The sequence below is a fragment of the Herbaspirillum rhizosphaerae genome, from assembly GCF_001189965.1.
In the GTDB taxonomy this organism is placed as follows: domain Bacteria; phylum Pseudomonadota; class Gammaproteobacteria; order Burkholderiales; family Burkholderiaceae_D; genus Herbaspirillum; species Herbaspirillum rhizosphaerae.
In genome coordinates, this window is record NZ_LFLU01000001.1 from 46,950 (window position 1) to 68,602 (window position 21,653).

Consider the following 21,653-nt stretch of genomic DNA (forward strand, 5'->3'; position numbering starts at 1 on the left):
TTTCCAACTTTGCTGCATATTGTTTCCTTTTTCATTTGCCCGATCGACAACATTGTCTGATCGTCAAAGCGTTGTGCGGTTCGGGCCGAAAAAAATCATCGTTCATCAAGGCGACATTTTCGAATGTTATCAATAGCGGTTAGCCTTTAAAACGAGAAATAGGTAGTAATACTTATATCTCTGAAACGGCCTTATTACCGACAATACGGGCGGTTTCGGGGCAGCAGCAATATGTTTTTATTTGCCGGAAGGGGTGCTTCCCGGATCGACATTCAAATAAGGATAACAATGAATTTTTTCGCCAACATGAATATCGGCAAACGCCTGAATCTCGGCTTTGCCATCATCCTTTTTTCCGCCATCGGCGTCATCGCCGTGAGCATCTGGCGCCTGCATACCGTCGCCGAAACCACGCAGGCCATGATGGAAAAACCGCTGGCGAAAGAACGCCTGGTCTCCGACTGGTATCGCACCATTCATACCAGCGTGCGGCGCACGACTGCGATTGCCAAGAGTTCCGATCCCAGCCTCGGCGCTTTCTTCGCAGAGGATGCAGCGACCTCCACCAAATTGTCCAACGAGCAGCAGAAGGCGCTGGAAGCGCTGCTCACCAGCGATCGGGAAAAAGAACTGTTCGCGCAATTGAGCGCGGTGCGCAAGCGCTACGTCGCGGCGCGCGACGCCATCACCAAAGCCAAGACCGATGGTCAGGTTGAAGAGGCTAATCGCATCCTCGAAAAAGTCTTCCCGGTGGAAGCCAAAGGCTATCTCGATTCGCTGCAACAGCTGCTCGATTTGCAGCGCTCCAGCATCGACCAGATCGCCGCCAGCATTCATGAACTCTACATGACGAGCCGCAATCTCCTGATCGCGTTCGGCGTGCTGCTGTTTGTCGCCGGCTGGATGTTTGCCTGGCGTCTGGCGCTCAGTATCACACGTCCGCTCAACCAGGCCGTCGGCATCGCCGAGACCGTGGCGGCAGGCGATCTCACCTCGCGTATCGACACCAGCCGCAAGGATGAAACCGGCAAGCTGCTGCTGGCGCTGAAAACCATGAACGACAATCTGCAGCGCATCGTCGGCCAGGTGCGCAGCGGCACCGACACCATCGCTACGGCATCGAGCGAAATCGCGACCGGCAATCTAGACCTGTCGTCGCGCACTGAACAGCAAGCCGGCTCGCTGGAAGAAACTGCCTCGGCGATGGAAGAACTCACTTCGACCGTCAAGCAGAACGCCGACAACGCACGCCAGGCCAACCAGCTGGCGGTCTCGGCGTCCGACGTGGCGGTCCAGGGCGGCAGCGTGGTCGCTCAGGTAATCGATACCATGGGCGCCATCAACGAGTCGTCGAAGAAGATTGTCGACATCATCAGCGTGATCGACGGCATCGCTTTCCAGACCAATATCCTGGCGTTGAATGCTGCGGTGGAAGCTGCGCGCGCCGGCGAACAGGGCCGCGGCTTTGCGGTGGTCGCGTCGGAAGTGCGCAGCCTGGCGCAACGATCCGCCAGCGCCGCCAAGGAGATCAAGGAACTCATCGACAACTCGGTGCAGAAGGTCGACTCCGGCAGCAAGCTGGTTGAGCAGGCAGGCGCGACGATGACCGAAGTGGTCGCCAGCGTGCGCCGCGTGACCGACATCGTCGGCGAGATCAGTTCCGCCAGCCAGGAGCAGAGCGACGGCATCGAGCAAGTCAATCGCGCCATCGCACAGATGGACGAATCGACGCAGCAGAACGCGGCGCTGGTGGAGCAGGCCGCGGCCGCTGCGCAATCCTTGCAGGATCAGGCGCATACCCTGACCGAGGTGGTCAGCATTTTCAAGCTCGATGGCGCGGGCGGCGGTGCTTCGCTGCGCCATGCGGCAAGCCCGATGGCCGCGTCGGCAACGGCTGCTGCTCCTGCGATGAAGAGTCAACCGGTTGCAATGAGCGCAGCGCGCAAGCCTGCAGCGAAGCTGCCGGCGACGCCCGCCGTCGTCACGCAATCCAGACAGCCCAAGCTGCCGGCAGCATCCTCGGACGACGATTGGGAACAGTTCTAAGCCGAGGCGTATTCACAACGCCGGCGGCGACAGGAAGGTGTTGCACAGCCAGCTGCCGGCTTGTCCCAGTCCGCGATCGCGCGACCAGATCAGATGCACCTGGATATTTTTGGGCCAGCCGTTGACCTGCAGTTCCTTGAGGTCGGCGGCGCCGAAACGTTTGACTATCCAGCGCGGCAGCTCGGCCCAGCCGAATCCCAGTTCGGTCATTTCCAGCAAGATCAGATAGCTCGACGACGACCAGTGGAACCCCGAGCGCGGCGGTTTGACTTCGTCGCGATAGGTGTTCAGGCGCAGTTCGCGCACCTCGCGCAGCATGTCGCCGGTGACTTGTGCGGCGCGCGCCAGCGGGTGTCTGGTGCTGACGTAGAGGCCGATTTCGGACTGATCGGCAATGGTCTCGAAACCGATGTCGGGGGGATAGGAAGTCTGCGCCGCCACCAGCGCCATCTGCACGCGGCCGGACTGCACCAGGTCGACCGCATCTTCGTCTTCCGCGATCAGGCATTCCAGGCGCAGGTCGGGATAGCGTTGCTCCAGCTGCGACAAACTCTTTTCAAAGACGTCGGATTGATAGGTGTCGGACAGCGCAAAACTCAGCTGCGCTTCCAGGCCGCCGGCCAGGCGTTGCGCGGCGCGGCTCAGGCGATCGTTGGCGTCGAGCATCTGCTGTGCATGGGCCAGCAGGGCGTGCCCGTGTTCGGTCAGCGTCGGTTTGCGTGTGCTGCGGTCAAACAGCGTGACGCCGAGATCGATTTCCAGGTTGGCGATGGCCTCGCTGACGGTGGACTGCTGCTTGTCGAGCTTGCGCGCCGCCGCCGAAAAGGAGCCGAGGTTGGCGGATTCGATGAACATCAGCAGGGCGTCGACGGAATGGAGCATGGATGCAGACCTCTTTATATCGGTTTTTCCGATGGTTAATGATTTTATCCTATCAGATTAAATGGGGATAATCTCCTTCATCAATTGGAAGGAGAGCACCGTGACTCTGGAAAAAACCTTGTATGAACGCTTTTTGCACGCCGTCCTGTTCGAAGTGGTGGCGCTGTTGCTGTGCGCGCCGGTGATGTCCTGGCTGCTGGGCGTGTCGTTTGCCCACGCAGGTTTGCTGACGCTGATGATTTCGCTGGTGGCGATGGCGTGGAACGTGATCTTCAACAGCATCTTCGATCGCCTGGAGCGCCGCTGGAAGACCAAGGCGGCGCAGCCGCGCGGCTTTCCGGTCCGCATCGCGCACGCCGTGATCTTCGAAGCCGGTCTGATCCTCGCCGTGGTGCCGATGGCGGCATGGTGGCTGGGGATCGGTCTGATGGAAGCGTTCGTGCTGGATATCGGGCTGGTGTTGTTTTTTCTTCCTTACACCCTGGTGTTCAACTGGTGCTACGACAAGGTGCGCGCCGGCATGCTCAAGAATGCCGCTTGCTGATTGCACTTGTTAATGTGATTTACAGCCCGCACTCCTGATCCGGGGGGATTGCGGGCCTTCTTCCCTCATCCACGCCGGCGCATCGGCGATTGCAGAGAGCGATCGACTAGCGTAGATTCCTCGGCACACCCGGCTGCACAACGGTGCAGCTCATGCCGACAGGAACAAGCACATGAAAATCATCAATCGCGTACGCAAGGCAAATGCCGGGCGCGATCCGGAACGGCTGGCCATGAAATATGCGGCGCTGCGCAGCGATCCTTTCGTCTTCCTGCGCGGAACCTGCCATCTTTTCTACGACCGCCTGCCCAAGAGCGGTATGTTCGCTTCATCGCCGCCGGTCTGGTGCTGCGGCGATCTGCATCTGGAAAATTTCGGCAGCTACAAAGGTGATAACCGGCTGGCCTATTTCGACGTCAACGATTTTGACGAAGCGGCCATGGCGCCGGCGACATGGGAATTGTCGCGCTTCATCGTCAGTATTCTGGTGGGGGCGCCTGCGCTGGGTTTGCCGTACGCCGACGCCGCAATGCTGGCCGAACATTTCATCGACGCCTACATTGCGGCTCTCGCGCTGGGCAAGGCGCGCTGGGTTGAACGCGAGACCAGTTCCGGCATGGTCGGCGCATTGCTGGAGCAGGTGAGACTGCGCTCGCGCATCGAGTTTCTCGACAAGCGCACGCAGCAAAAAGGCCGCCGGCGCCGCCTTCGCATCGACGGCAAAAAACTGCTGCCGGTATCCGACGCGCAGCGCCACAAGATCCATACCTTCCTCGACACCTTCGCATGCACCCAGACGCAGCCAGCGTTTTACCAGATCCTCGACGTGGCGCGCCGGGTGGCCGGCACCGGCAGCCTGGGCGTGGAGCGTTACGCCATTCTGGTCGAGGGCAAAGGCTCGCCCGATCAAAACTATCTGCTGGATCTGAAGCAGGCTTTGCCGTCTTCGATTGCCGGCCATCTCGGACATCTTCAGCCGCACTGGCGCACTGAGGCAGAACGTGTGGTCGCTCTGCAGCGGCGCATGCAGGCGGTGTCGATCGCGTTCTTGCACGCCGTTGAAATCGGCGGGCAGTCCTATGTGCTGCGCGCCTTGCAGCCGATTGAGGATCGCGTGCCGCTGGCCGGCCAGAAGCACCATATCGATCATCTGATCGGCGTGATCAAGGTCATGGGCCAATGCGTCGCCTGGTCGCAATTGCGCAGCGGAGGCCGCGACGGTTCGGCCATTGCGGATGAACTCATCGCGTTTGCAGCACGCGGGAAATGGCGCAGCAAACTGCTGCCGGCCTGCGCCGAACTGGCAGCCGAGGTGCAACAGGATTGGCGGACGTATTGCGAGGCTTACGACGACGGCGTGTTCCGGCCGGATCAGCCGGATTGACTCATGCAAGCTTGAATCCGGCAAGCTCGATTCATGCGAGATCGATACCTGTGATATACACGGAGATTATTCCGATTGCCTGAGCACTCTTCCATTCACATCCTCTGACAAGCCATGACTTCATTCGATCATCTTTTTTCCCTGTACTGGTCCGGTCCGGCGCTTGATGCCAGCCTGCGGCTGGTGGGTGATCTGCTGGGGGCGCTGCTGCTGGGCGCACTGGTCGGGTATGAGCGCTTCTATCACGGGCACGCGGCGGGCATGCGTACCTATGGCGTCGTTTGCATGGCGTCTGCGGCGCTGGTCGCCATCGTCGGCCATCCCGATGTCTGGTTCGGCGGCCATGCCGGCCTGGCGACGGCAGTGCCCGATCCTACGCGCGTCATACAGGGCATCGTTACCGGCATCGGCTTTCTCGGCGCCGGCGTGATCGTGCACGAGCAATACTCGACCCATGGACTGACCACCGCGGCTTCCATCTGGGCGTCGTCGGCGATCGGCATCCTGGTTGGCCTTCAGCTCTATCCGGCGGCGATCGGCCTCGCCTTGTTGTCGAGCGCGTGCATGGCGCTGGGCGGCAAGATCGAGAATCGCCTGCCTTCGCAGGAAGGCATCGCGGTCATGCTGGAGTTCGACAAGGATGCGGTGCCGGACGCCGCCATGCTGGAACCGCTGGCCCGGGAGCAGGGATGCCGTATCGGCCGGCGTTCGTTCTCGGTGGTCAGGCGCGAGCAAAAGATCGAATGGCATTTCATCGCGGTCATCGTCAATCGCGCCGTCGAAGAACCGATTGTCGGTTTTTCCGAAAAACTCCAGTCTATGCCCGGCGTCACCGGGTTTCAGCTGACGCATGCGCGCGGCTAGGTCCAGGCAGGGGATCGCCTTTTCACGACTGCTTCGGCTCGTTCTCGACTAGCGCAAAGAGCGCAATGATGGCATCGGCGACAGCACGGACGCGTGCAGTACGCCGGACATCTTCATGCAAGACTATCCACAGTTTTCGTTTGACCGGGCAAGCCGGCGAGGCAATGCGGACCAGGCCGGAGGTGCGGCGCTCAAAATAATCCGGCAGGACGGCCACGCCTTCACCGGCATTGGCCGCTTCGAACAGCACGCTGAGGTCGTTGCTGCGCAGCCGGTATCGCCGGTCTCCTTTGATGTCGTCGAGCCATTTTTGCTGCGGCGTATCCAGCAATCCGTCGTTGTAGCCCAGGAATTCCCATGCGTCCGGCGACCGGTTCTTCAGATAACGGCGATGGGCGTACAAGCCGTAATTGATGGCCGCGACTGTTCGAATCGCCAGACCCGGCGAGCTTGGCCGCTGGAATCTCAGGGCGATGTCGGCTTCCCGGCGCGTCAGGTCGACCAGGCGGGATTGCGCCAGCAGTTCGATCTCTATCTCCGGCAGGTGCCTGAGGGCTTTTTGCAGATGCGGCGCCAGCAGATACGTTGTGATCGCCGGCGGGGCCGATACGCGAACCACGCCTTGCAGGGCAACCGAGCCGGTCGTCGCGCGCATTAACGCGTGCATGTCCGCTTCCAGCTGGCGCGCATGGGGAACCATGCTTTCGCCGTCTGAAGTCAGCGCCCAGCCTTTCGGAAAACGATCGAAAAGCCGGACATTCAAGGCGCTTTCCAGCGTGTCGATGCGACGGGCGACGGTGGTGTGTTCCACGCCCAGTGCCCGCGCCGCGCCCGTGAGCGTAGCGGCGTCAACCAGCGCAAGAAAAAAACGGAAGTGGTCCCAGTCAGGCGATTTCATCGTGCAATTATGCACTGATGATGTGCGACAGTCTCCAATTTCGCTCCGACAGGAAGATCGGTATCGTTGGCCGTCCTGCATGGCCGTCTCTCAAGACCAAGCTCATGCAGGGATGAAACCAACTTATCTTTCCGAGGAGTGCGAAGTGAAAACGAATATCAAACTCATGCTGGCCAGCGTCGCCGTCAGCCTGTATCCGCTCGGCGCCGTTGCCGGACAACTGATGGCGGCAGAGTTCGAGGGTGTCTGGTCCATGGCGTCCGCCTATGAAATCAAGGCCGACGGCACGCGCACCACCAACTATGGCGAGCATCCCGAGGGTTTGCTGATGATCGACAAAAGCGGTCGCTATTCGCTGCAGATATTTCGGCCGGGTCGTCCGAAGTTTGCCACCGGCGACAAGACGCGCGGCACGCCGGAGGAATATCGCGAAGCGGTGCTGGGCTCCAGCACGCATACGGGCTGGATTGCCATCGACGCCGCCAGGCAACAACTGACGTTCAAGATTGAGGCGGCTTCCTATCCGAATTGGGAAGGCGCACAGCAAGTGCGGGACTATGTCTTCAAAGACGGTCTGCTTACTTATAGCGTGCCGGCCAGCGCTTCCGGCAACGGCACGGTCGCCTATTCAGTCTGGCGGCGCCTGCCGCGTTAGCTGCGATCCGGGCGGTTTTTTGCTGCCCGGCAGCGGCTATCAAGCAGCAGATGATGCGGCGTTGGTTCCGTGCAGCAATCTAAGTCCTTGATTGTGTTGAAAAAAAGATACGCGAAATCATTTTGTTATTCTTTTAACAAGTTATCTCGATATAATTGCACTATTGATAACAAAATGTTTTAGATAAAAACAAACAATGCTTTATTTCAGTCTAGAAATAATTCATCCTAGTGCTCGGGGCAGGTAAGGGGAATAAGGGGGGAAACCTTCATTCGCCGTCAAACGCAGGGAGTCGAAAACTCCCCGGAATTTGCCCGGTACGCTGCCGCTTTGTCATGGATGGCGTGTTTCCAGATGTTCGGATTGTTTGTCACATCACTCGTCAACGATGCCTGAGAACAAGATCGGAAACCTGAATGCTTTGAAGCGGCTCGGCGTATTCGCCGCCTGGGCCGTTGTGGTCGCCATCGTACTGGCGCTGGTTTCCGTGCGCGTCGACCTCTATGCGCAGTGCATTCTTGCCGGCGGCATCATCGTGCTGATGCAGGGCTTGCGCAAGTTCGGCTACGTCACGCGCTTCCGCGTGTTCTTCCTCATGTTGTCGGCGTTCCTGCTGCTGCGCTATATCTGGTGGCGCACCTTCTACACGTTGGGCTACAACGGACTGCCCGATTTCATCTTCATGGTGCTGCTGTACGCGGCGGAAATTTACGGCGTCGTGATCGCGCTGCTGAGCTATTTCGTCAACGTGCATCCGCTGGACCGCGAGACGCTGCCGCTCGACATGAGCCCGGACAAGCTGCCGCACGTCGACGTGTTGATCCCGACCTATAACGAACCCACCGACCTGCTCGAAGTCACGCTGCGAGCGGCGCTCGACATGCGCTATCCCGGATCGCATCTCAAGGTGTATCTGCTCGATGACGGCGGCACGCTGCAAAAACGCACGCAGGCTTCGCCCGAAAAAGCCGCCGAAGCGCGGCACCGCCATGAAGAGTTGCAGGCGCTGGCGGCGCGCCACGGCGGCATCTACCTGACGCGCGAAAAGAACCAGCACGCCAAGGCCGGCAACGTCAACGAAGCGTTGGCGCATTGCCATGGCGACCTGGTGCTGATTCTTGACGCCGACCACGTGCCGACGGTGGACTTTCTCGAAAAGACGGTCGGCTTCTTCCAGCAGGACGAGAAGCTGTATCTGGTGCAGACGCCGCACTTTTTCATCAACCCTGATCCGGTGGAAAAGAATCTCAACATGTTCGGCCGCATGCCGCCCGAAAACGAGATGTTCTACGCCGTCATCCAGCGCGGCCTGGATTTCTGGGACGGCGCCTACTTCTGCGGGTCGGCGGCAGTGCTGCGGCGCTCGCATCTGGATGAAGTCGGCGGCATCGGCGGCGTGTCGATCACCGAGGACGCCGAGACCGCCATGAAGCTGCATGCCTGCGGCTACCGCAGCGCCTATCTCAACGAGCCGCTGATTTCGGGCTTGCAGCCGGAGACCTTCTCCAGCTTCATCGTGCAGCGGCTGCGCTGGGCGCAGGGCATGGTGCAGCTGTTCCTGCTCAAGAACGTGTTCCGCCTCAAGGGCCTGAGCATTCCACAAAAGCTGTGCTATTTCTCGAATACCTTTTACTGGTTCTTCAGCTATGCGCGCGTGATGCTGCTGCTGGCGCCGATGGCTTACCTGGTGTTCGGGCTACGCTTCTACAACGCCAATATTTCGGAGTTCTTCGCCTACGGCCTGCCGGCCATGCTGGGGGCGATTCTGACTTCCGATTACCTGTTCGGGCGCTATCGCTGGACCCTGATCTCCGAGCTGTACGAGATGCTGCAATCCCTGTTTTCGCTGCAGGCGATCTTGCTGGTAATCCGCAGTCCGCGTGCGCCGAGTTTCAACGTGACGCCCAAGGGCGAACACATGGAAGAAGACACCATCTCGCAACTGGCGGGACCGTTCTATGTGGTGTACACGCTGGTGGTGGCGACGCTGATCATCGGCATCTGGAAATTCTTTCACGCCGACGAGCATCGCGACGTCATCCTGTCGGCCATCGGCTGGGACGTGCTCAACCTGATCATTCTCAATGCCTGCATCGGCGTGCTGTACGAGCGCCGCCAGCGCCGCGCGACGCCGCGCGTGCCGACCGACATGGTGGGAGAGGTGGGCTTGAATGCGGACGGCGCTATGCCGGCGATCACTGAAGCCGTCGCGCCGGAAGACCATTCCCTGATAGAGGAAAAACTGAGCGACCGCGTGCCGTGCCGGGTGATCGATATTTCCTCCGGCGGTGCGCAGCTGTCCTTCGACGCCGGACTAGCGCCGCGCATCCACAAGGAACTGAATTGCCTGCACGTCTTCAACCGTGCGCTCAATCACGACAGCGCGGTGCCGATTGCGGTGCGCAATACCTTTCCTTCAGCAGACAGGAAATCGATTGTGGTGGGTGTGCAATTCATCGATCGCAGCGTCGCCGGTCTGTCGGAAACGGTGGCCCTGTCGTCAGGCGACAGCCGCCGCTGGGCCGACTATCGCGCGCATCGCAACCGCAGTCGCGGCATCGCCAGGAGCGTGCTGCTGATCATCCAGCTCGGTACAGTGCATGCCGGCGGCCAATACGCTTTGTTTTTCAAGGGACTGGGCTCTTACGTGAAGCGCCGCCTGGTCGATCCTGTTGTGTCTTCTCGTTTCGTCGCATCTTTTCCCTACAAGATTAAAAAAATCTATGCCTACATCATCTCGTGAACTCGCTTTCCCCGGCAGCCGGATGAAGCTCGCCGCCATCGTCGCCGGTCTGTCGCTCATGTTCGGTTGGGCGCAGGCGCAACCGGTGTCTTCGCAGGCGCCGGTGAAAGCGCCTGCATCCGCCGTAGCAACACCTGCAACGCCTGCAGCGTCCGTCACCAAGGAAGCCCCCGGCAAGATCGTGCCGCTTTCCAATCTGAGCAGCCGCGTCGGACCGATCCGCCTGACGCGTGTGGAAAGCAGCGCCATGCTGAGCATTCCCGCCTCGCGCCGCGAGACCGTCAAGTCGGCTGTGCTGCATCTGGTGACGACCAATTCGATTTCCATCAACGACCGCTCGCAGCTGGTGGTGCGGGTCAACAACCGCACCGTCGCGCAATTGCAGTTGTCGGCCAGACAGCCGGAAATCACCGCCGACATTCGCCTGCCGGCCGAGCTGCTGCAACCTGGCTACAACCAGATGACTTTCCGCGTGGCGCAGCATAGCCAGGACAGTCAGTGCGAAGATCCGAATGCGCCGGAACTGTGGACCGAAATCGACACCACGGCCTCGGTGCTGAAGCTGCAGACCGAGATGAAGCCGCTGACGCCGCAGACCTTGCAATTGTCCGATCTGAACGACATCTTCGATCCCAAGGTGCAGACGCTGCCAAAGATCAACATCGTCACCGCCGCCCATCCCGGCACCGATGCTGCGCTGAGTGCGGGCGGCATGCTGGCGCAAGGCATCGGCCTGAAGATGCGCTATCTGATGCCGGCCATCCGCCAGCTTGATGCGCAAGCGAGCAGCGGCGGCAACGGCGGTGGCGCCACGCCTGGCCTGGCATTGACCTCGCTGGCGGGCGCCGACAATCTGCTGGTGGGCACGGCGGCATCGCTCAAGCCTTTCCTCGATCCGAAGATCGCTGAACAGATCAAGGGCAGCTTCCTCGCGGTATATCCGATGCCGGACGGGCAGCACGTCATGCTGATCGTCTCCGGCCGCGACGACAAGGAAGTGCAGCGCGCGGCGGAAGTGTTCGCCTGGCAGCGTCTGGAGTTCCCGTCGCAGAGCCAGTGGAACATCGACAGCTTCACGCCGCCCAGGATGCCGGCCTATCTGCCGCAAGCCAACATCGCTGCGCAGGGCACCTACAACTTCAAGCAACTCGGATTCAACACCGGCGCTTTCAGCGGCAATGCGCCGGCCGAAGTCAACGTCAACCTGCCGCCGGACGTCTATGCGCAGGAAGATGCGCAGATGGAGTTCCGTCTGAATTTCTCGCAGGGCGCGAAGATCAATTCGGAGTCGATGGTCAATCTGTATCTGAACGACGTATTCCAGCGTTCGATCACGATCGATGAGCGTCAGGGCGGCTACTACGAAAACTATCGCCTGAGCCTGCCGCTGCGCAATTTCCGTCCGGGCGCCAATGTGCTGTCCTTCCGCCCGGTGGTGTTGCCGGACCGCCTGTGCTCGCAGACCGGTCCCCTGCTGATGACCCTGTTCGACAGTTCGTCGGTGAAGGTTCCCTACATCTATCGCTTCGCCGAATTGCCCGACCTGGCGCGCTTCTCCAGCAACGCCTTTCCGTATGTGACGCAAAGCGACGGCAGTCATCTGAGCCTGCAAGTCGCGGACAAGGACAGCGCCACCATCGGTGCGGCCTGGACCTTGCTCGCCAAGCTGGCGCAGAAACAGACCGTTCCGATGAGCGCCGCCCAAGTGACCTTCGGTGCGCCGGCGGCGGACCGCAGTGTGCTGGTGGTGGGCAATGCCGCTACGCTGCCGCGCGATGTGCTGGCCGATGCGCCGTGGAAGCTGGACGGCAATCTGACGTTCGCCGGCGCCTCGATCCCGATGGCGACGCCGTCGCAGGAGTCGGGCTGGTTCCGCCAGCAGTTCCAGACCCTGGCCGGCACCAATCGCAGCAACACCGACGCCGATTACCTCAACACGGTGGTCAGCGGCGACGCCAGGCTGGCGCATCAGTTGCTGGTGATGCAGTTCCGCTCGCAGAAACTGGGCGGCGCCACGACGACCGTATTCGCCTCGGCCAATCCGGCACAATTGCAAGAGGGCATGAGCCAGCTGGTGGCGTCGAACTACTGGAACAACATGGCCGGCGATGTGACGCTGCTGACGCTGGGCAAGCCGGACGTCGCGACCCAGCGTATCGGTGCGACCTATGAAGAAGGGCATATCGGCAAGGCCGAATATCTCGGCTACATCGGCTCCAAATATCCGTGGACGCTGTACGGCGTGAGCGTGGTTGCCCTGGCGATCCTGGCTTTGCTGTGCTGGCGTTTGCTGCGTGCGCATCTGCGTCGCCGCCGCAATCTCGACGGCGTATAAGGGAAGACGAGCGATGCCGTTGAAGACGACTTCGGGCCGCTCCGCCGCAATCGTGCTGCTTGGCATGGGCGGCCTGATGCTGACGACGCCGGACAGCATGGCGCAGCAGGGCAATGTCGCCGCCGTTCAGCGCGCGCCGCAAAACCTTGTCCAGCAGCGCAGCGGCAGCGATGTCGTGGTCAGTCAGGGCAATGGCGCGCAGGTGCAGCGACGGACGCAACAGCAAGTACGGCAGGATGTGCAGCGACGCGAGCGCGATGCGCGATCGACGGCGCAGACCACGCGCCGGCAGGTGCAGCAAGCCCTGCAACGCGACGCGCAGGAACAGGCCAGGCCCGCCGCCGCGCCGGAAACCGCCAGCGGCGTCGACGACCGGCCCTTGTGGAACCTGTTGCGCGCCCGGCGCCTGATGCAGTTCGATCAGAACCTCGCTGCGCTGCGCAAACAACATCCCGACTGGACGCCGTCCGCTGCCTTGCTGGCGGAACGCGGCCGCCAGCAGCAGGATGCCGATATCGAGTCGGCGTTTTCCCGTGCGGATGCCGACGACATCGGACAGGCGCTGCAAAAATATCCCGAACAATTTTCCTGCGCCCGCATCGATCGCTTGTGGCGCGCAGCGGAAGTACTGGCCCGGGCGGATCGCAAGGAACAGGCGCTGGCGCTGTACCGTTCCGTCTTCCCAGATTGCACGCCGGCCGCAAATCGCATCGTCACCCTGTACATGGCGCAGCAGAACCTGGGCGCGGACAGCGACGGCGTGACGCAATTGATTGCCGTCGAAGCGCAATCCGGCAAGCGGGACCCCGACAGCGACAGCAAATTCACCCGGCTGCAATACGACCGCGACCTGACACGCCTGGCCGCATTGGCGCCGGAGAGCGACGACGGCCTGCAACTGGCGCAACAGATGGCGCCGCAAATCGACGCTTATCGCGACAGTGCAGCGGCCACGCTGAGCGGCTGGATCATGCTGGCGCATCAGCGCAGCGAGGATGCCGAATCCTGGTTCCTGCGCGCACGCGACTGGTCGCCGAACAGCGTCGATGCGCAACTGGGTTTGCTGCAGATCCGTCTTGATAAAAAAGATCTTGCCGCTTCTGAAGCCATCCTGAAGCAAGTGCTGGTCGCCGCCGATCCGCGCGCCAAACCGCAGAGTGCGCGCTTGAGCATGTTGCGTGCCGATGCCCTGAATCAACAGAAGGATTTCGCCGCGAGCCTGCGCGCGCTGGATGATGCCGAACGGCTCGGTGCGAGCGCACAGCAGACTGCACAACTGCGGGGCTGGAATCTCTACGGCCTCGGCAAGTACGAACAATCGTCGGCGCTGTTCGCCGCGCAATACCGCAGCAAGCATGACGCCGCCAGCGCCGAAGGCTGGGCGCTCAGCGAAGGTGCACGCGGCCGCCTGGTGGAATTGAGCAGCGCGCCGGAAGCGCAGGAGTCGCCGTTGCAGGACTACCTCACGGCGCTGCAAAGCCAGCAACTGTATTACCGCAAACAATTTGTCGACGCCTACGTCTTGCAGCGCAAAACTGAACAAAGCGTGCAGCAACTGGAGAGCGGCAATCCCGCCATGGCAATCGATCTGAAGAAGAGTCTGCCGTCTTATCTGCCGCAGAATCTCAAGGGGATTGACGCGGCCTCGGTCACGAGCGGTTTCACTTTCTCGAATCACGCCGGCGCCGACGGTCAGGGACATCTGGAGACTTTCGCGCCATCGATACGCGGCGAGTGGATAGACGGCACGCGTCAATACAATCTGCGCTTCCGCAAGCTGATGCTGGATGCGGGAACGGTCGGCGCGCCACCGGTGGCGCAGGCGATCGGCGTGCCGGCGAACTATCGTGCGTCAGGTAAGGTCAGCGCACAGGATCTGTGGTTCGCTATCGATGACAGCATCTGGCTGACCAGCCTCGGTCGCCTGAGCTGGCAGGCGGCGCTGGGCGCGACGGATGGCGGCGCAGGCGGCACCGATGTGCACGGCCAGTTCAGCATCGCGCAGCAAACCGCATGGGGCAGCTGGTCAACTTACGCCGGCAGCAATCCGGTGCGCGACTCCTTGTTGTCATGGCGCGGCATGCGCTTGCCCGGCAGCGATCAGTGGTGGGGCGACGTGCGTCGCAACGCCATCGGCGCGCGCGCCTTGTGGCAGGCGACGCCGGATTGGAGCATCTCGGCCGGCGCCGAGCTGGCGCAGTTCAACGGCCGCAATGTGCAGAACAACAAGGCGGCGTCGCTCGACCTCGGCGCGGGCTACAACCTCAAGTGGCAAGGCTTCGACTACTTCAATGTCGGCCCGGCGCTGCATTACCTGCACTACGACAATAACCAGAACCACTACGACTGGGGGCTGGGCGGCTACTATAGCCCGCAGCGTTCAGTCAGCGCGGGTATCGCCTCGCAGTTCCTGACGCTGGAAGGACGCGATCGCCAATGGTCGGGCAATCTGGAACTCGGCTGGAACAGTTCGAGCGAATCGGCCTCATCGTGTTTGCCGCTTGCCTTGTCCACACCGTATGCGTCCGTCAACCGCAGCGCCATCAATTGCGGCTACAGCGGCAGCAGCGACAGCGGCATGTACGCACATCTGCAGCTGGCCGTGGTAAAACAGATCGGGACGCGCTGGCAGATCGGCGCACAGGGCGATCTCAACGTGACGCCGGGGCGCGATCGCCAATACGCGGCGATGCTGTTCCTGCGTTATTTCTTCTCGGATCGAGGCGCCGTGTTCAGCCGCGACTTGCCGAAGAACACGCGCGACTTTTACGGGCAACTGGATGACGGACGGTAATGATGTTGCGACGTGATTTTCTGGCGGCATCGGCTGCGCTGGCTTTATCGGCCACAGCCGGTCCGGCAATGGCGCAGAGTTGCAAGGCGTGGCCGCAATGGCAGGCGTTTGTGCAACATCACATCCAGAGCGACGGACGTGTCGTCGACCAGTCGGTAGCGAATCAGCAGAGCACTTCCGAAGGGCAGTCTTACGGCATGTTCTTTGCGCTGGTCGCCAACGACCGCGAGCAGTTCGCCCGGCTGTGGCGCTGGAGCCGCGACAACCTCGGCGCGGGAAGCGACAGGTTGCCGGCCTGGCAATGGGGCAAACGAGACAATGGCAGCTACGGCGTGCTCGATCCGAATTCCGCTTCCGACGCCGATCTGTGGTTCGCCTATGCCTTGCTGGAAGCCGGACGTCTGTGGCGCATGCTCGATTATCAGAAAGCCGGCATGGCCTTGCTGGCGCAAATCAAGGACAAGGAAATCACCGATTTGCCGAAGCTGGGAGCGATGCTGTTGCCGGGGCCGGAAGGCTTCGCCCTTGCCAACGAGACGTGGCGCCTGAATCCGAGTTATCTGCCGTTACCTCTGTTGCGCAAGCTGGCGCGCGTCGATGCGGCGGGGCCGTGGAATGCCTTGATCGGTACGGCGCAGCAATTGATCCGATCATCGTCGCCGCAAGGCTATGTTCCCGACTGGGCTGCCTATCAGGCGGTGCAAGGTTTCATGCCGGATGAGCAGACCAGAGGCATCGGCAGCTACGACGCCATTCGCACTTATCTGTGGGCCGGCATGACGGATGACGGCGATCCGCTGGCGCAGGCATGGCGCAACAGTTTGCAGGGTATGGCGCGTCACGTGGCGGCCAACGGTGCGCCGCCGGAAAAGGTCGACACCGTCAGCGGCGCGGCCGAGGGCAAGGGGCCGGTCGGTTTCTCGGCCGGCCTGCTGCCGTATCTGCGCAGCCTGAAACTGGATGCGGCGCTCAAGGGCCAGCAGCAGCTGGTGCAGGAGCAGTGGAGCAAGAGCAGCGACCAGGGCTATTACAACAGCGTGCTGATGCTGTTCGGCTGGGGCTGGGAGCAAGGACAGTATCGCTTCGCTGCGGATGGTGATCTGCAGCCGTCATGGTTGTCATGCATGAAATAAAACACGTGAAGAGAAAACCAGACAAGCCGGCGGCCCTGCCGGCTTTTTCTTTTCTGCCGCCAATTTCCCTCGTTGATCAAAGGAATGATGCAGTTGCGCCAAAGCTATACTGGCCCGCCATTTGCCGGGTATATCCATCAATCGGCAATCCATGTTGTCAATCTGGCTATCCGCTTTATTGTCAATCCATCATCTTATAAAAATAGAGACGTTCATGAACATCATCGCCAATCTGAAAATCGGCAAACGGCTTGCGCTGGGATTCTCCGTTATTTTGCTGCTGGCCATCACCATCATCTGCATCGGCATCTGGCGCCTGCAAAGCGTGACCGATGCGACCAAGGCCATGATGCAGCGGCCGCTGGAAAAAGAACGCCTGATCAGCGACTGGTTTCCGATCGTGCAAACCTCCATCACGCGCGTGACTGCGATCGCCAAGAGCAGCGACCCGGCGTTGGCGCCGTTCTTCGCCAAGGAAGATGCGGCGTCGTCGAAGATCTCGACCGAGTTGCTCAAGAAGCTGCAACCGATCCTGGAAAGCGAGCAGGAGCTGACGCTGTTCAAGAAGATCGAGACGCAGCGTTCGCTGTACGTCGTGGCGCGCGACCAGATGCGCAAGGCCAAGGCCGCCGGCGATCTGGAAGAAGCGAACCGCCTGCTGGAAAACGCCTTCATGCCGCGCGCCAATGACCTGAAGGATGCCTTGCAAAACCTGCTGACGATGCAGCGCAAGAGCATCGACGACACCGCCGCCGATATCGAACGCATGGCGCAGACCGGCCGCAGCTTGCTGATCGTGCTCGGCGTGCTGATCCTGCTGTTCGGCATCTGTAGCGCCTGGTATCTGACCGTCAACATCACCGGCCCGCTGACGGTGGCGGTGGGTGTGGCGCGCGGGATTGCCGACGGCGATCTGACGGCGCGCATCGTCGTCAGGAGCAAGGATGAAGTCGGCATGCTGCTGAGCGCGCTGAAGGATATGAACGGCAGTCTGCTGCGCATCGTCGGCGACGTGCGCGGAGGCACCGACGCGATTGCCACCGCCTCCGGCGAGATCGCCAGCGGCAACCTGGATTTGTCATCACGCACCGAAGAACAGGCCAGCTCGCTGGAACAGACCGCCGCCGCGATGGAGCAATTGTCGGCGACGGTGAAACAGAATTCCGAGAACGCCGTGCAGGCGAATGCGCTGGCTAGTTCGGCCTCGACCGTGGCGGCAGAAGGCGGCGACGTGGTCGGCGAAGTGATTTCCACCATGCGCTCCATCGACGCGTCGTCGAAGAAGATTGTCGACATCATCAGCGTAATTGACGGCATCGCCTTTCAGACCAATATCCTTGCGCTGAATGCCGCAGTGGAAGCTGCGCGCGCCGGCGAACAAGGCCGCGGTTTTGCAGTGGTGGCATCCGAGGTACGCAGCCTGGCGCAGCGCAGCGCTGCCGCCGCGAAGGAAATCAAGACGCTGATCGGCGACTCGGTAGAGAAAGTCGGCGCCGGCACGCGCCTGGTGGAAAAAGCCGGGGTCACCATGAACGACGTGGTGGCGAGCGTGAAGCGCGTCACGGACGTGGTCAGCGAGATCTCGTCGGCCAGCCGCGAGCAGAGCGAAGGCATCGATCAGGTCAAGCATGCCGTCACGCAAATGGATAGCGTGACGCAGCAAAATGCCGCCCTGGTGGAAGAAGCTGCCGCCGCTGCGCAATCGCTGCAACAGCAGGCCGACAATCTGGCGCGTATCGTCAGCGTGTTCAAGCTCACTCATGACGCCGTGCAGGTGGGGCATGCGCCACGCCGCATGAAAGACATTCCCGCTGATCCGGTGCGACTGACGTAACTGCGCAAACTCAGCAGGCAAAAAAACACCCCTTCTAGAGGGGTGTTTTTTTTCGTCTGTGAAGAACGCTTGCCAGGATGCTTATTTCTCTGCCGGTTCGCGGAAGTAGATGCGCTTCGGCAGCGCCCACAGCAACAGCGCTGCGCCGAGCAGACATTCCAGCGCGACGACGTACAGACCGAGCGATGCGCTGCCGGTCATGTCGCGGATCTTGCCGACCATGTAGGGCGTGATGATGCCGCCCAGCTGGCCGACCGAGTTGATCAGCGCGATACCGCCTGCAGCAGCGGCGCCGGTCAGCACGCGCGGCGGCAGGATCCAGAACAGGCCGATGCCGGCGATGATACCGGTGGCGGCAAACGACAGGCCGACCACCAGCACCAGCGTGTTGTTGCCGAAGTAGGCGCTGACGGCATAGCCCAGCGCGCCGGCCAGTGCGCAGCCGGCCAGATGCCAGCGGCGTTCGCCGGTGCGGTCCGAGCTGCGGCCGATCAGGATCATGCCGATGGCGGCGCACAGGTAAGGGATCACAGTGATCAGGCCGATGATGAAGGTGTCGTCGGTGCCGGCGGTCTTGATCAGTTGCGGCATCCAGAACACCAGGCCGTAGATGCCGGAAGCCAGCACCAGATAGATCAGCGACATGGTGATGGTCGACGGCTGCTTCAGGGCGTCGCGGAAGGAATGCACCGCTTCGCTCTTCGGCTCTGCGGCGAGACGCGCCAGCAGCAGTTTCTTTTCATCGTCCTTCAGCCAGCGTGCATCTTCGATCTTGTTGTCGATGACGATCCAGCAGATCACGCCGAGCACGATCGATGGAATCCCTTCCAGCAGGAACAGCCATTGCCAGCCGTGCAGTGAGCTCACGCCGTGGGTGAACTTCATGATGCCGCCCGAGATCGGGCCGCCGATCATGCCGCACACGGCGATCGCCGCCATGAACAGCGAGTTGATGCGGCCGCGGCGTTGCGACGGGAACCAGTTGGTGAAGAAGTACAGCGCACCGGGAACGAAGCCGGCTTCCAGGCTGCCGATGAGGAAGCGCAGGATGTAGAACCCGGTTTCATTGGTGACGAACATCATCGCCGCCGAGGCGATGCCCCAGGTGACCATGATGCGGGCGATCCAGCGCTTCGGACCGACCTTGTGCAAGATCATGTTGCTCGGAATCTCGAACAGGAAGTAGCCGACGAAAAAAATACTCGCACCAAGGCCGTAGACGGCGTCGGAAAAGCCGAGGTCTTGCTGCATCTGCAGCTTGGCGAAGCTGATGTTGACGCGATCAAGGTAAGCGAACACAAAGCAGATCACCAGCAGCGGCACGAAGCGCAGGGTGATGCGGCGGTAAAGACTGGATTCCTGGATATCCAGCGCGGTGGCCGGATAGGGGACTGCTGCCATTTCTCTCTCCTCTGAAACATTAAAAAAGGCGCAGCATGACCACCGGCGGTGCTTGTGGCGGCGCCGGGAGACAGGCTGGAAATATTGTTATTTTTTTGGGATAGCGCGGCGCATGTTCGATATGGCGATGCACCGCTGGTGCTATCCGTACTGCAGGTGCTACTTTTCGGCAGGATCAGTAAGTCGCGCGGCCGCCCGACAGGTCGAAGACCGAGCCGGTGGTGAACGAGTTTTCTTCCGAGACCAGCCAGGTCACCATCGCCGCGATTTCTTCCACTTTGACGAAGCGTCCGCGCGGGATCTTCGACAGCATGTAGTCGATGTGCGCCTGGGTGCATTGCTCCAGGATGCGGGTTTGTGCAGCCGCAGGCGTGATCGCGTTGACGGAAATGTTCTTGGTCGCGGTTTCTTTGCCGAGGCTCTTGGTCAGGGCGATCAGGCCGGCTTTGGCGGCGCTGTAGGCCGATGCGGTCGGGTTGCCTTCTTTGCCGGCGATCGACGCAACGTTGACGATACGGCCGTAGTTTTGCGCGATCATGCGTTGCACGACCACCTGGTTGACGTAGAACGCGCCGTTCAGATCGATGTCGATGACGCGGCGCCATTCTTCCGGCGAGTACTCCGCAACCAGACCGTTCTGGCCGGCGATGCCGGCGCTGTGCACCAGCACGTCGATCGATTGGGTGACTTTTTCAGTGGCTTCGATGGCGCGTTGTACGGCAGCCTGGTCGCCGATGTTGACGACCACGGTTTCGACGTTGCCCAGCGGTTCCAGCTTGACGCGCGCTTCCTGCAATACCTTCTCGTCCATATCCCACAGGACGACTTTGGCCTTGCCTTGCAGCAGACGTTCAGCGATGGCAAAGCCGATGCCCTGCGCGCCGCCGGTGATGATCGCGCTGCGACCCTGGAAATCGTAGTGATTCATGTTGACTCCGTTCTCTTTACTCTTGAGGAAACCCGTGTATTTTTTCCGCCTTCTGTGGACGGCTAATTAGTGCAAACCTGTTTCTGCGCCGTAGCGAGAGGCCATCAGCCGTTGACGGCCGGAGCGCAAGGACCGGAACGTACTTAAAGTACGTGAGGATCCTGAGCACCGCCCGGCAGCGGATCATGGTCTCGCAGTAGGCGCAGGAACAGGTTTTAGGCGTTGATGGTTTTTTGTTGTTGCTCGCCCAGCCCTTCAATGCTCAGACGCATCGTCTGACCGGCAACCAGATACACCGGATTAGGCTTGACGCCCATGCCGACGCCTGGAGGCGTGCCTGTCGAGATCACGTCGCCAGGCTGCAGGCTCATGAACTTGCTCAGGTAGGAAATGATGAACGGCACATTGAAAATCATCGTGTTGGTGTTGCCGTTCTGGTAGCGCTTGCCGTCGACTTCCAGCCACAGTTGCAGGTTGTTCGGGTTGGCGATTTCATCGCGCGTCACCAGCCATGGACCGATAGGACCGAAGGTGTCGCAACCCTTGCCCTTGTCCCAGGTGCCGCCGCGTTCTGTCTGGAATTCGCGCTCGGACACGTCGTTGACGACGCAATAGCCGGCGATGTGCGACAGTGCATCTTTCTCTTCGATGTAGGCGCCGCCCTTGCCGATGACCACGCCCAGTTCGACTTCCCAGTCGGTCTTCTTGGAGCCGCGTGGAATCTTGACGTCGTCGTTGGGACCGACCACGGCCGAAGTCCACTTGTTGAACACGACCGGCTCAGCAGGGATAGGCAGGTTGGATTCAGCGGCGTGGTCGGCGTAGTTCAGGCCGATGCAGATGAACTTGCCGATGTTGCCGACGCAGGCGCCGATACGCGGATTACCGTCCACCACCGGCAGGGTTTGCAGATCCAGCGCGCGGATCTTGGCGATCGTCGCGTCGTCCAATGCTGCGCCGTTGATGTCCTTGACGTGCGCCGACAGATCGCGAATCTTGCCAGCCTGATCCAGGATGCCTGGCTTTTCTTGGCCGACAGGGCCGTAACGGAGTAATTTCATTGCTCTTCCTTTGGTGGTTGATCTAAAGAATAAAGCGCCATCTTGGCAAATGTGCGGCGCGTAGTCCTGCTTGGGAATCGAGATAGTACCAATTAATTGGTAAGACCATCAAACAACTTTGCCGGAATGTAGATGAAAATATCTAACGTCG

15 protein-coding genes are annotated in these 21,653 nt (G+C 60.9%); 10 read left to right on the forward strand and 5 right to left on the reverse strand.

The window, feature by feature from the left end:
- Nucleotides 1-288: 288 nt before the first annotated feature.
- The gene (locus AKL25_RS00210) at nt 289-2,046 is read left to right on the forward strand and encodes a methyl-accepting chemotaxis protein (RefSeq protein WP_050475649.1); all 1,758 of its coding nucleotides are present in this window, start codon (nt 289-291) and stop codon (nt 2,044-2,046) included.
- A 12-nt stretch (nt 2,047-2,058) separates the two neighbouring features.
- Here AKL25_RS00210 and AKL25_RS00215 read toward each other — a convergent pair whose 3' ends face one another.
- Nucleotides 2,059-2,928 (reverse strand): LysR family transcriptional regulator, encoded by an 870-nt coding sequence (locus AKL25_RS00215; protein WP_050475650.1) that lies wholly within the window; start codon nt 2,926-2,928, stop codon nt 2,059-2,061.
- Between the two features lie 61 nt (nt 2,929-2,989).
- On the opposite strand from AKL25_RS00215, the gene AKL25_RS00220 reads away from it, so the two are divergent.
- From AKL25_RS00220 to AKL25_RS00230, 3 genes are all read left to right on the forward strand, one after another.
- On the forward strand, nt 2,990-3,472 hold the full coding sequence (locus AKL25_RS00220; protein ID WP_050475651.1) for a multidrug/biocide efflux PACE transporter: 483 nt from the start codon (nt 2,990-2,992) through the stop codon (nt 3,470-3,472).
- 172 nt (nt 3,473-3,644) lie between these two features.
- The gene (locus AKL25_RS00225) at nt 3,645-4,856 is read left to right on the forward strand and encodes a DUF2252 domain-containing protein (protein WP_050475652.1); all 1,212 of its coding nucleotides are present in this window, start codon (nt 3,645-3,647) and stop codon (nt 4,854-4,856) included.
- 114 nt (nt 4,857-4,970) lie between these two features.
- Nucleotides 4,971-5,720, forward strand: a complete 750-nt coding sequence (locus AKL25_RS00230; RefSeq protein ID WP_050475653.1) for an MgtC/SapB family protein — start codon at nt 4,971-4,973, stop codon at nt 5,718-5,720.
- Nucleotides 5,721-5,742: 22 nt separating this feature from the next.
- On the opposite strand, the gene AKL25_RS00235 is transcribed toward AKL25_RS00230, so the two are convergent.
- Nucleotides 5,743-6,618 carry a LysR family transcriptional regulator gene (locus tag AKL25_RS00235; protein WP_050475654.1) on the reverse strand — a complete coding sequence of 292 codons (876 nt, stop codon included), beginning with the start codon at nt 6,616-6,618 and terminating at the stop codon, nt 5,743-5,745.
- 145 nt (nt 6,619-6,763) lie between these two features.
- On the opposite strand from AKL25_RS00235, the gene AKL25_RS00240 reads away from it, so the two are divergent.
- From AKL25_RS00240 to AKL25_RS00265, 6 genes are all read left to right on the forward strand, one after another.
- Nucleotides 6,764-7,273 (forward strand): lipocalin-like domain-containing protein, encoded by a 510-nt coding sequence (locus AKL25_RS00240; protein WP_050475655.1) that lies wholly within the window; start codon nt 6,764-6,766, stop codon nt 7,271-7,273.
- Nucleotides 7,274-7,661: 388 nt separating this feature from the next.
- The gene (bcsA, locus tag AKL25_RS00245) at nt 7,662-10,016 is read left to right on the forward strand and encodes a UDP-forming cellulose synthase catalytic subunit (RefSeq protein WP_050475656.1); all 2,355 of its coding nucleotides are present in this window, start codon (nt 7,662-7,664) and stop codon (nt 10,014-10,016) included.
- Entirely contained in the window at nt 9,997-12,351 is a 2,355-nt protein-coding gene (locus tag AKL25_RS00250) for a cellulose biosynthesis cyclic di-GMP-binding regulatory protein BcsB (RefSeq protein ID WP_083444517.1), read from the forward strand. The genes bcsA and AKL25_RS00250 overlap by 20 nt, the downstream gene beginning before the upstream one ends.
- Nucleotides 12,352-12,364: 13 nt before the next feature.
- On the forward strand, nt 12,365-15,145 hold the full coding sequence (locus AKL25_RS00255) for a cellulose synthase subunit BcsC-related outer membrane protein (protein ID WP_050475658.1): 2,781 nt from the start codon (nt 12,365-12,367) through the stop codon (nt 15,143-15,145).
- Nucleotides 15,145-16,278 carry a cellulose synthase complex periplasmic endoglucanase BcsZ gene (bcsZ, locus tag AKL25_RS00260; protein ID WP_050475659.1) on the forward strand — a complete coding sequence of 378 codons (1,134 nt, stop codon included), beginning with the start codon at nt 15,145-15,147 and terminating at the stop codon, nt 16,276-16,278. Before AKL25_RS00255 ends, bcsZ begins: the two co-directional genes overlap by 1 nt.
- 214 nt (nt 16,279-16,492) lie before the next feature.
- The gene (locus AKL25_RS00265) at nt 16,493-18,112 is read left to right on the forward strand and encodes a methyl-accepting chemotaxis protein (protein ID WP_050475660.1); all 1,620 of its coding nucleotides are present in this window, start codon (nt 16,493-16,495) and stop codon (nt 18,110-18,112) included.
- An 81-nt stretch (nt 18,113-18,193) separates the two neighbouring features.
- Here AKL25_RS00265 and AKL25_RS00270 read toward each other — a convergent pair whose 3' ends face one another.
- From AKL25_RS00270 to AKL25_RS00280, 3 genes are all read right to left on the reverse strand, one after another.
- On the reverse strand, nt 18,194-19,513 hold the full coding sequence (locus AKL25_RS00270) for an MFS transporter (protein WP_050475661.1): 1,320 nt from the start codon (nt 19,511-19,513) through the stop codon (nt 18,194-18,196).
- Between the two features lie 175 nt (nt 19,514-19,688).
- Nucleotides 19,689-20,441, reverse strand: a complete 753-nt coding sequence (locus AKL25_RS00275; protein WP_050475662.1) for an SDR family oxidoreductase — start codon at nt 20,439-20,441, stop codon at nt 19,689-19,691.
- Nucleotides 20,442-20,656: 215 nt separating this feature from the next.
- Nucleotides 20,657-21,502, reverse strand: a complete 846-nt coding sequence (locus AKL25_RS00280; protein WP_050475663.1) for an ureidoglycolate lyase — start codon at nt 21,500-21,502, stop codon at nt 20,657-20,659.
- Between the last annotated feature and the right edge of the window lie 151 nt (nt 21,503-21,653).

Excerpts from the sequence above, each read along its gene's own strand:
- AKL25_RS00210 (WP_050475649.1), top strand. The coding sequence starts at position 289 with ATGAATTTTTTCGCCAACATGAATATCGGCAAACGCCTGAATCTCGGC.
- AKL25_RS00215 (WP_050475650.1), bottom strand. The coding sequence starts at position 2,928 with ATGCTCCATTCCGTCGACGCCCTGCTGATGTTCATCGAATCCGCCAAC.
- AKL25_RS00220 (WP_050475651.1), top strand. The coding sequence starts at position 2,990 with ATGGGGATAATCTCCTTCATCAATTGGAAGGAGAGCACCGTGACTCTG.
- AKL25_RS00225 (WP_050475652.1), top strand. The coding sequence starts at position 3,645 with ATGAAAATCATCAATCGCGTACGCAAGGCAAATGCCGGGCGCGATCCG.
- AKL25_RS00230 (WP_050475653.1), top strand. The coding sequence starts at position 4,971 with ATGACTTCATTCGATCATCTTTTTTCCCTGTACTGGTCCGGTCCGGCG.
- AKL25_RS00235 (WP_050475654.1), bottom strand. The coding sequence starts at position 6,618 with ATGAAATCGCCTGACTGGGACCACTTCCGTTTTTTTCTTGCGCTGGTT.
- bcsA (WP_050475656.1), top strand. The coding sequence starts at position 7,662 with ATGCCTGAGAACAAGATCGGAAACCTGAATGCTTTGAAGCGGCTCGGC.
- AKL25_RS00250 (WP_083444517.1), top strand. The coding sequence starts at position 9,997 with ATGCCTACATCATCTCGTGAACTCGCTTTCCCCGGCAGCCGGATGAAG.
- AKL25_RS00255 (WP_050475658.1), top strand. The coding sequence starts at position 12,365 with ATGCCGTTGAAGACGACTTCGGGCCGCTCCGCCGCAATCGTGCTGCTT.
- bcsZ (WP_050475659.1), top strand. The coding sequence starts at position 15,145 with ATGATGTTGCGACGTGATTTTCTGGCGGCATCGGCTGCGCTGGCTTTA.
- AKL25_RS00265 (WP_050475660.1), top strand. The coding sequence starts at position 16,493 with ATGAACATCATCGCCAATCTGAAAATCGGCAAACGGCTTGCGCTGGGA.
- AKL25_RS00270 (WP_050475661.1), bottom strand. The coding sequence starts at position 19,513 with ATGGCAGCAGTCCCCTATCCGGCCACCGCGCTGGATATCCAGGAATCC.
- AKL25_RS00275 (WP_050475662.1), bottom strand. The coding sequence starts at position 20,441 with ATGAATCACTACGATTTCCAGGGTCGCAGCGCGATCATCACCGGCGGC.
- AKL25_RS00280 (WP_050475663.1), bottom strand. The coding sequence starts at position 21,502 with ATGAAATTACTCCGTTACGGCCCTGTCGGCCAAGAAAAGCCAGGCATC.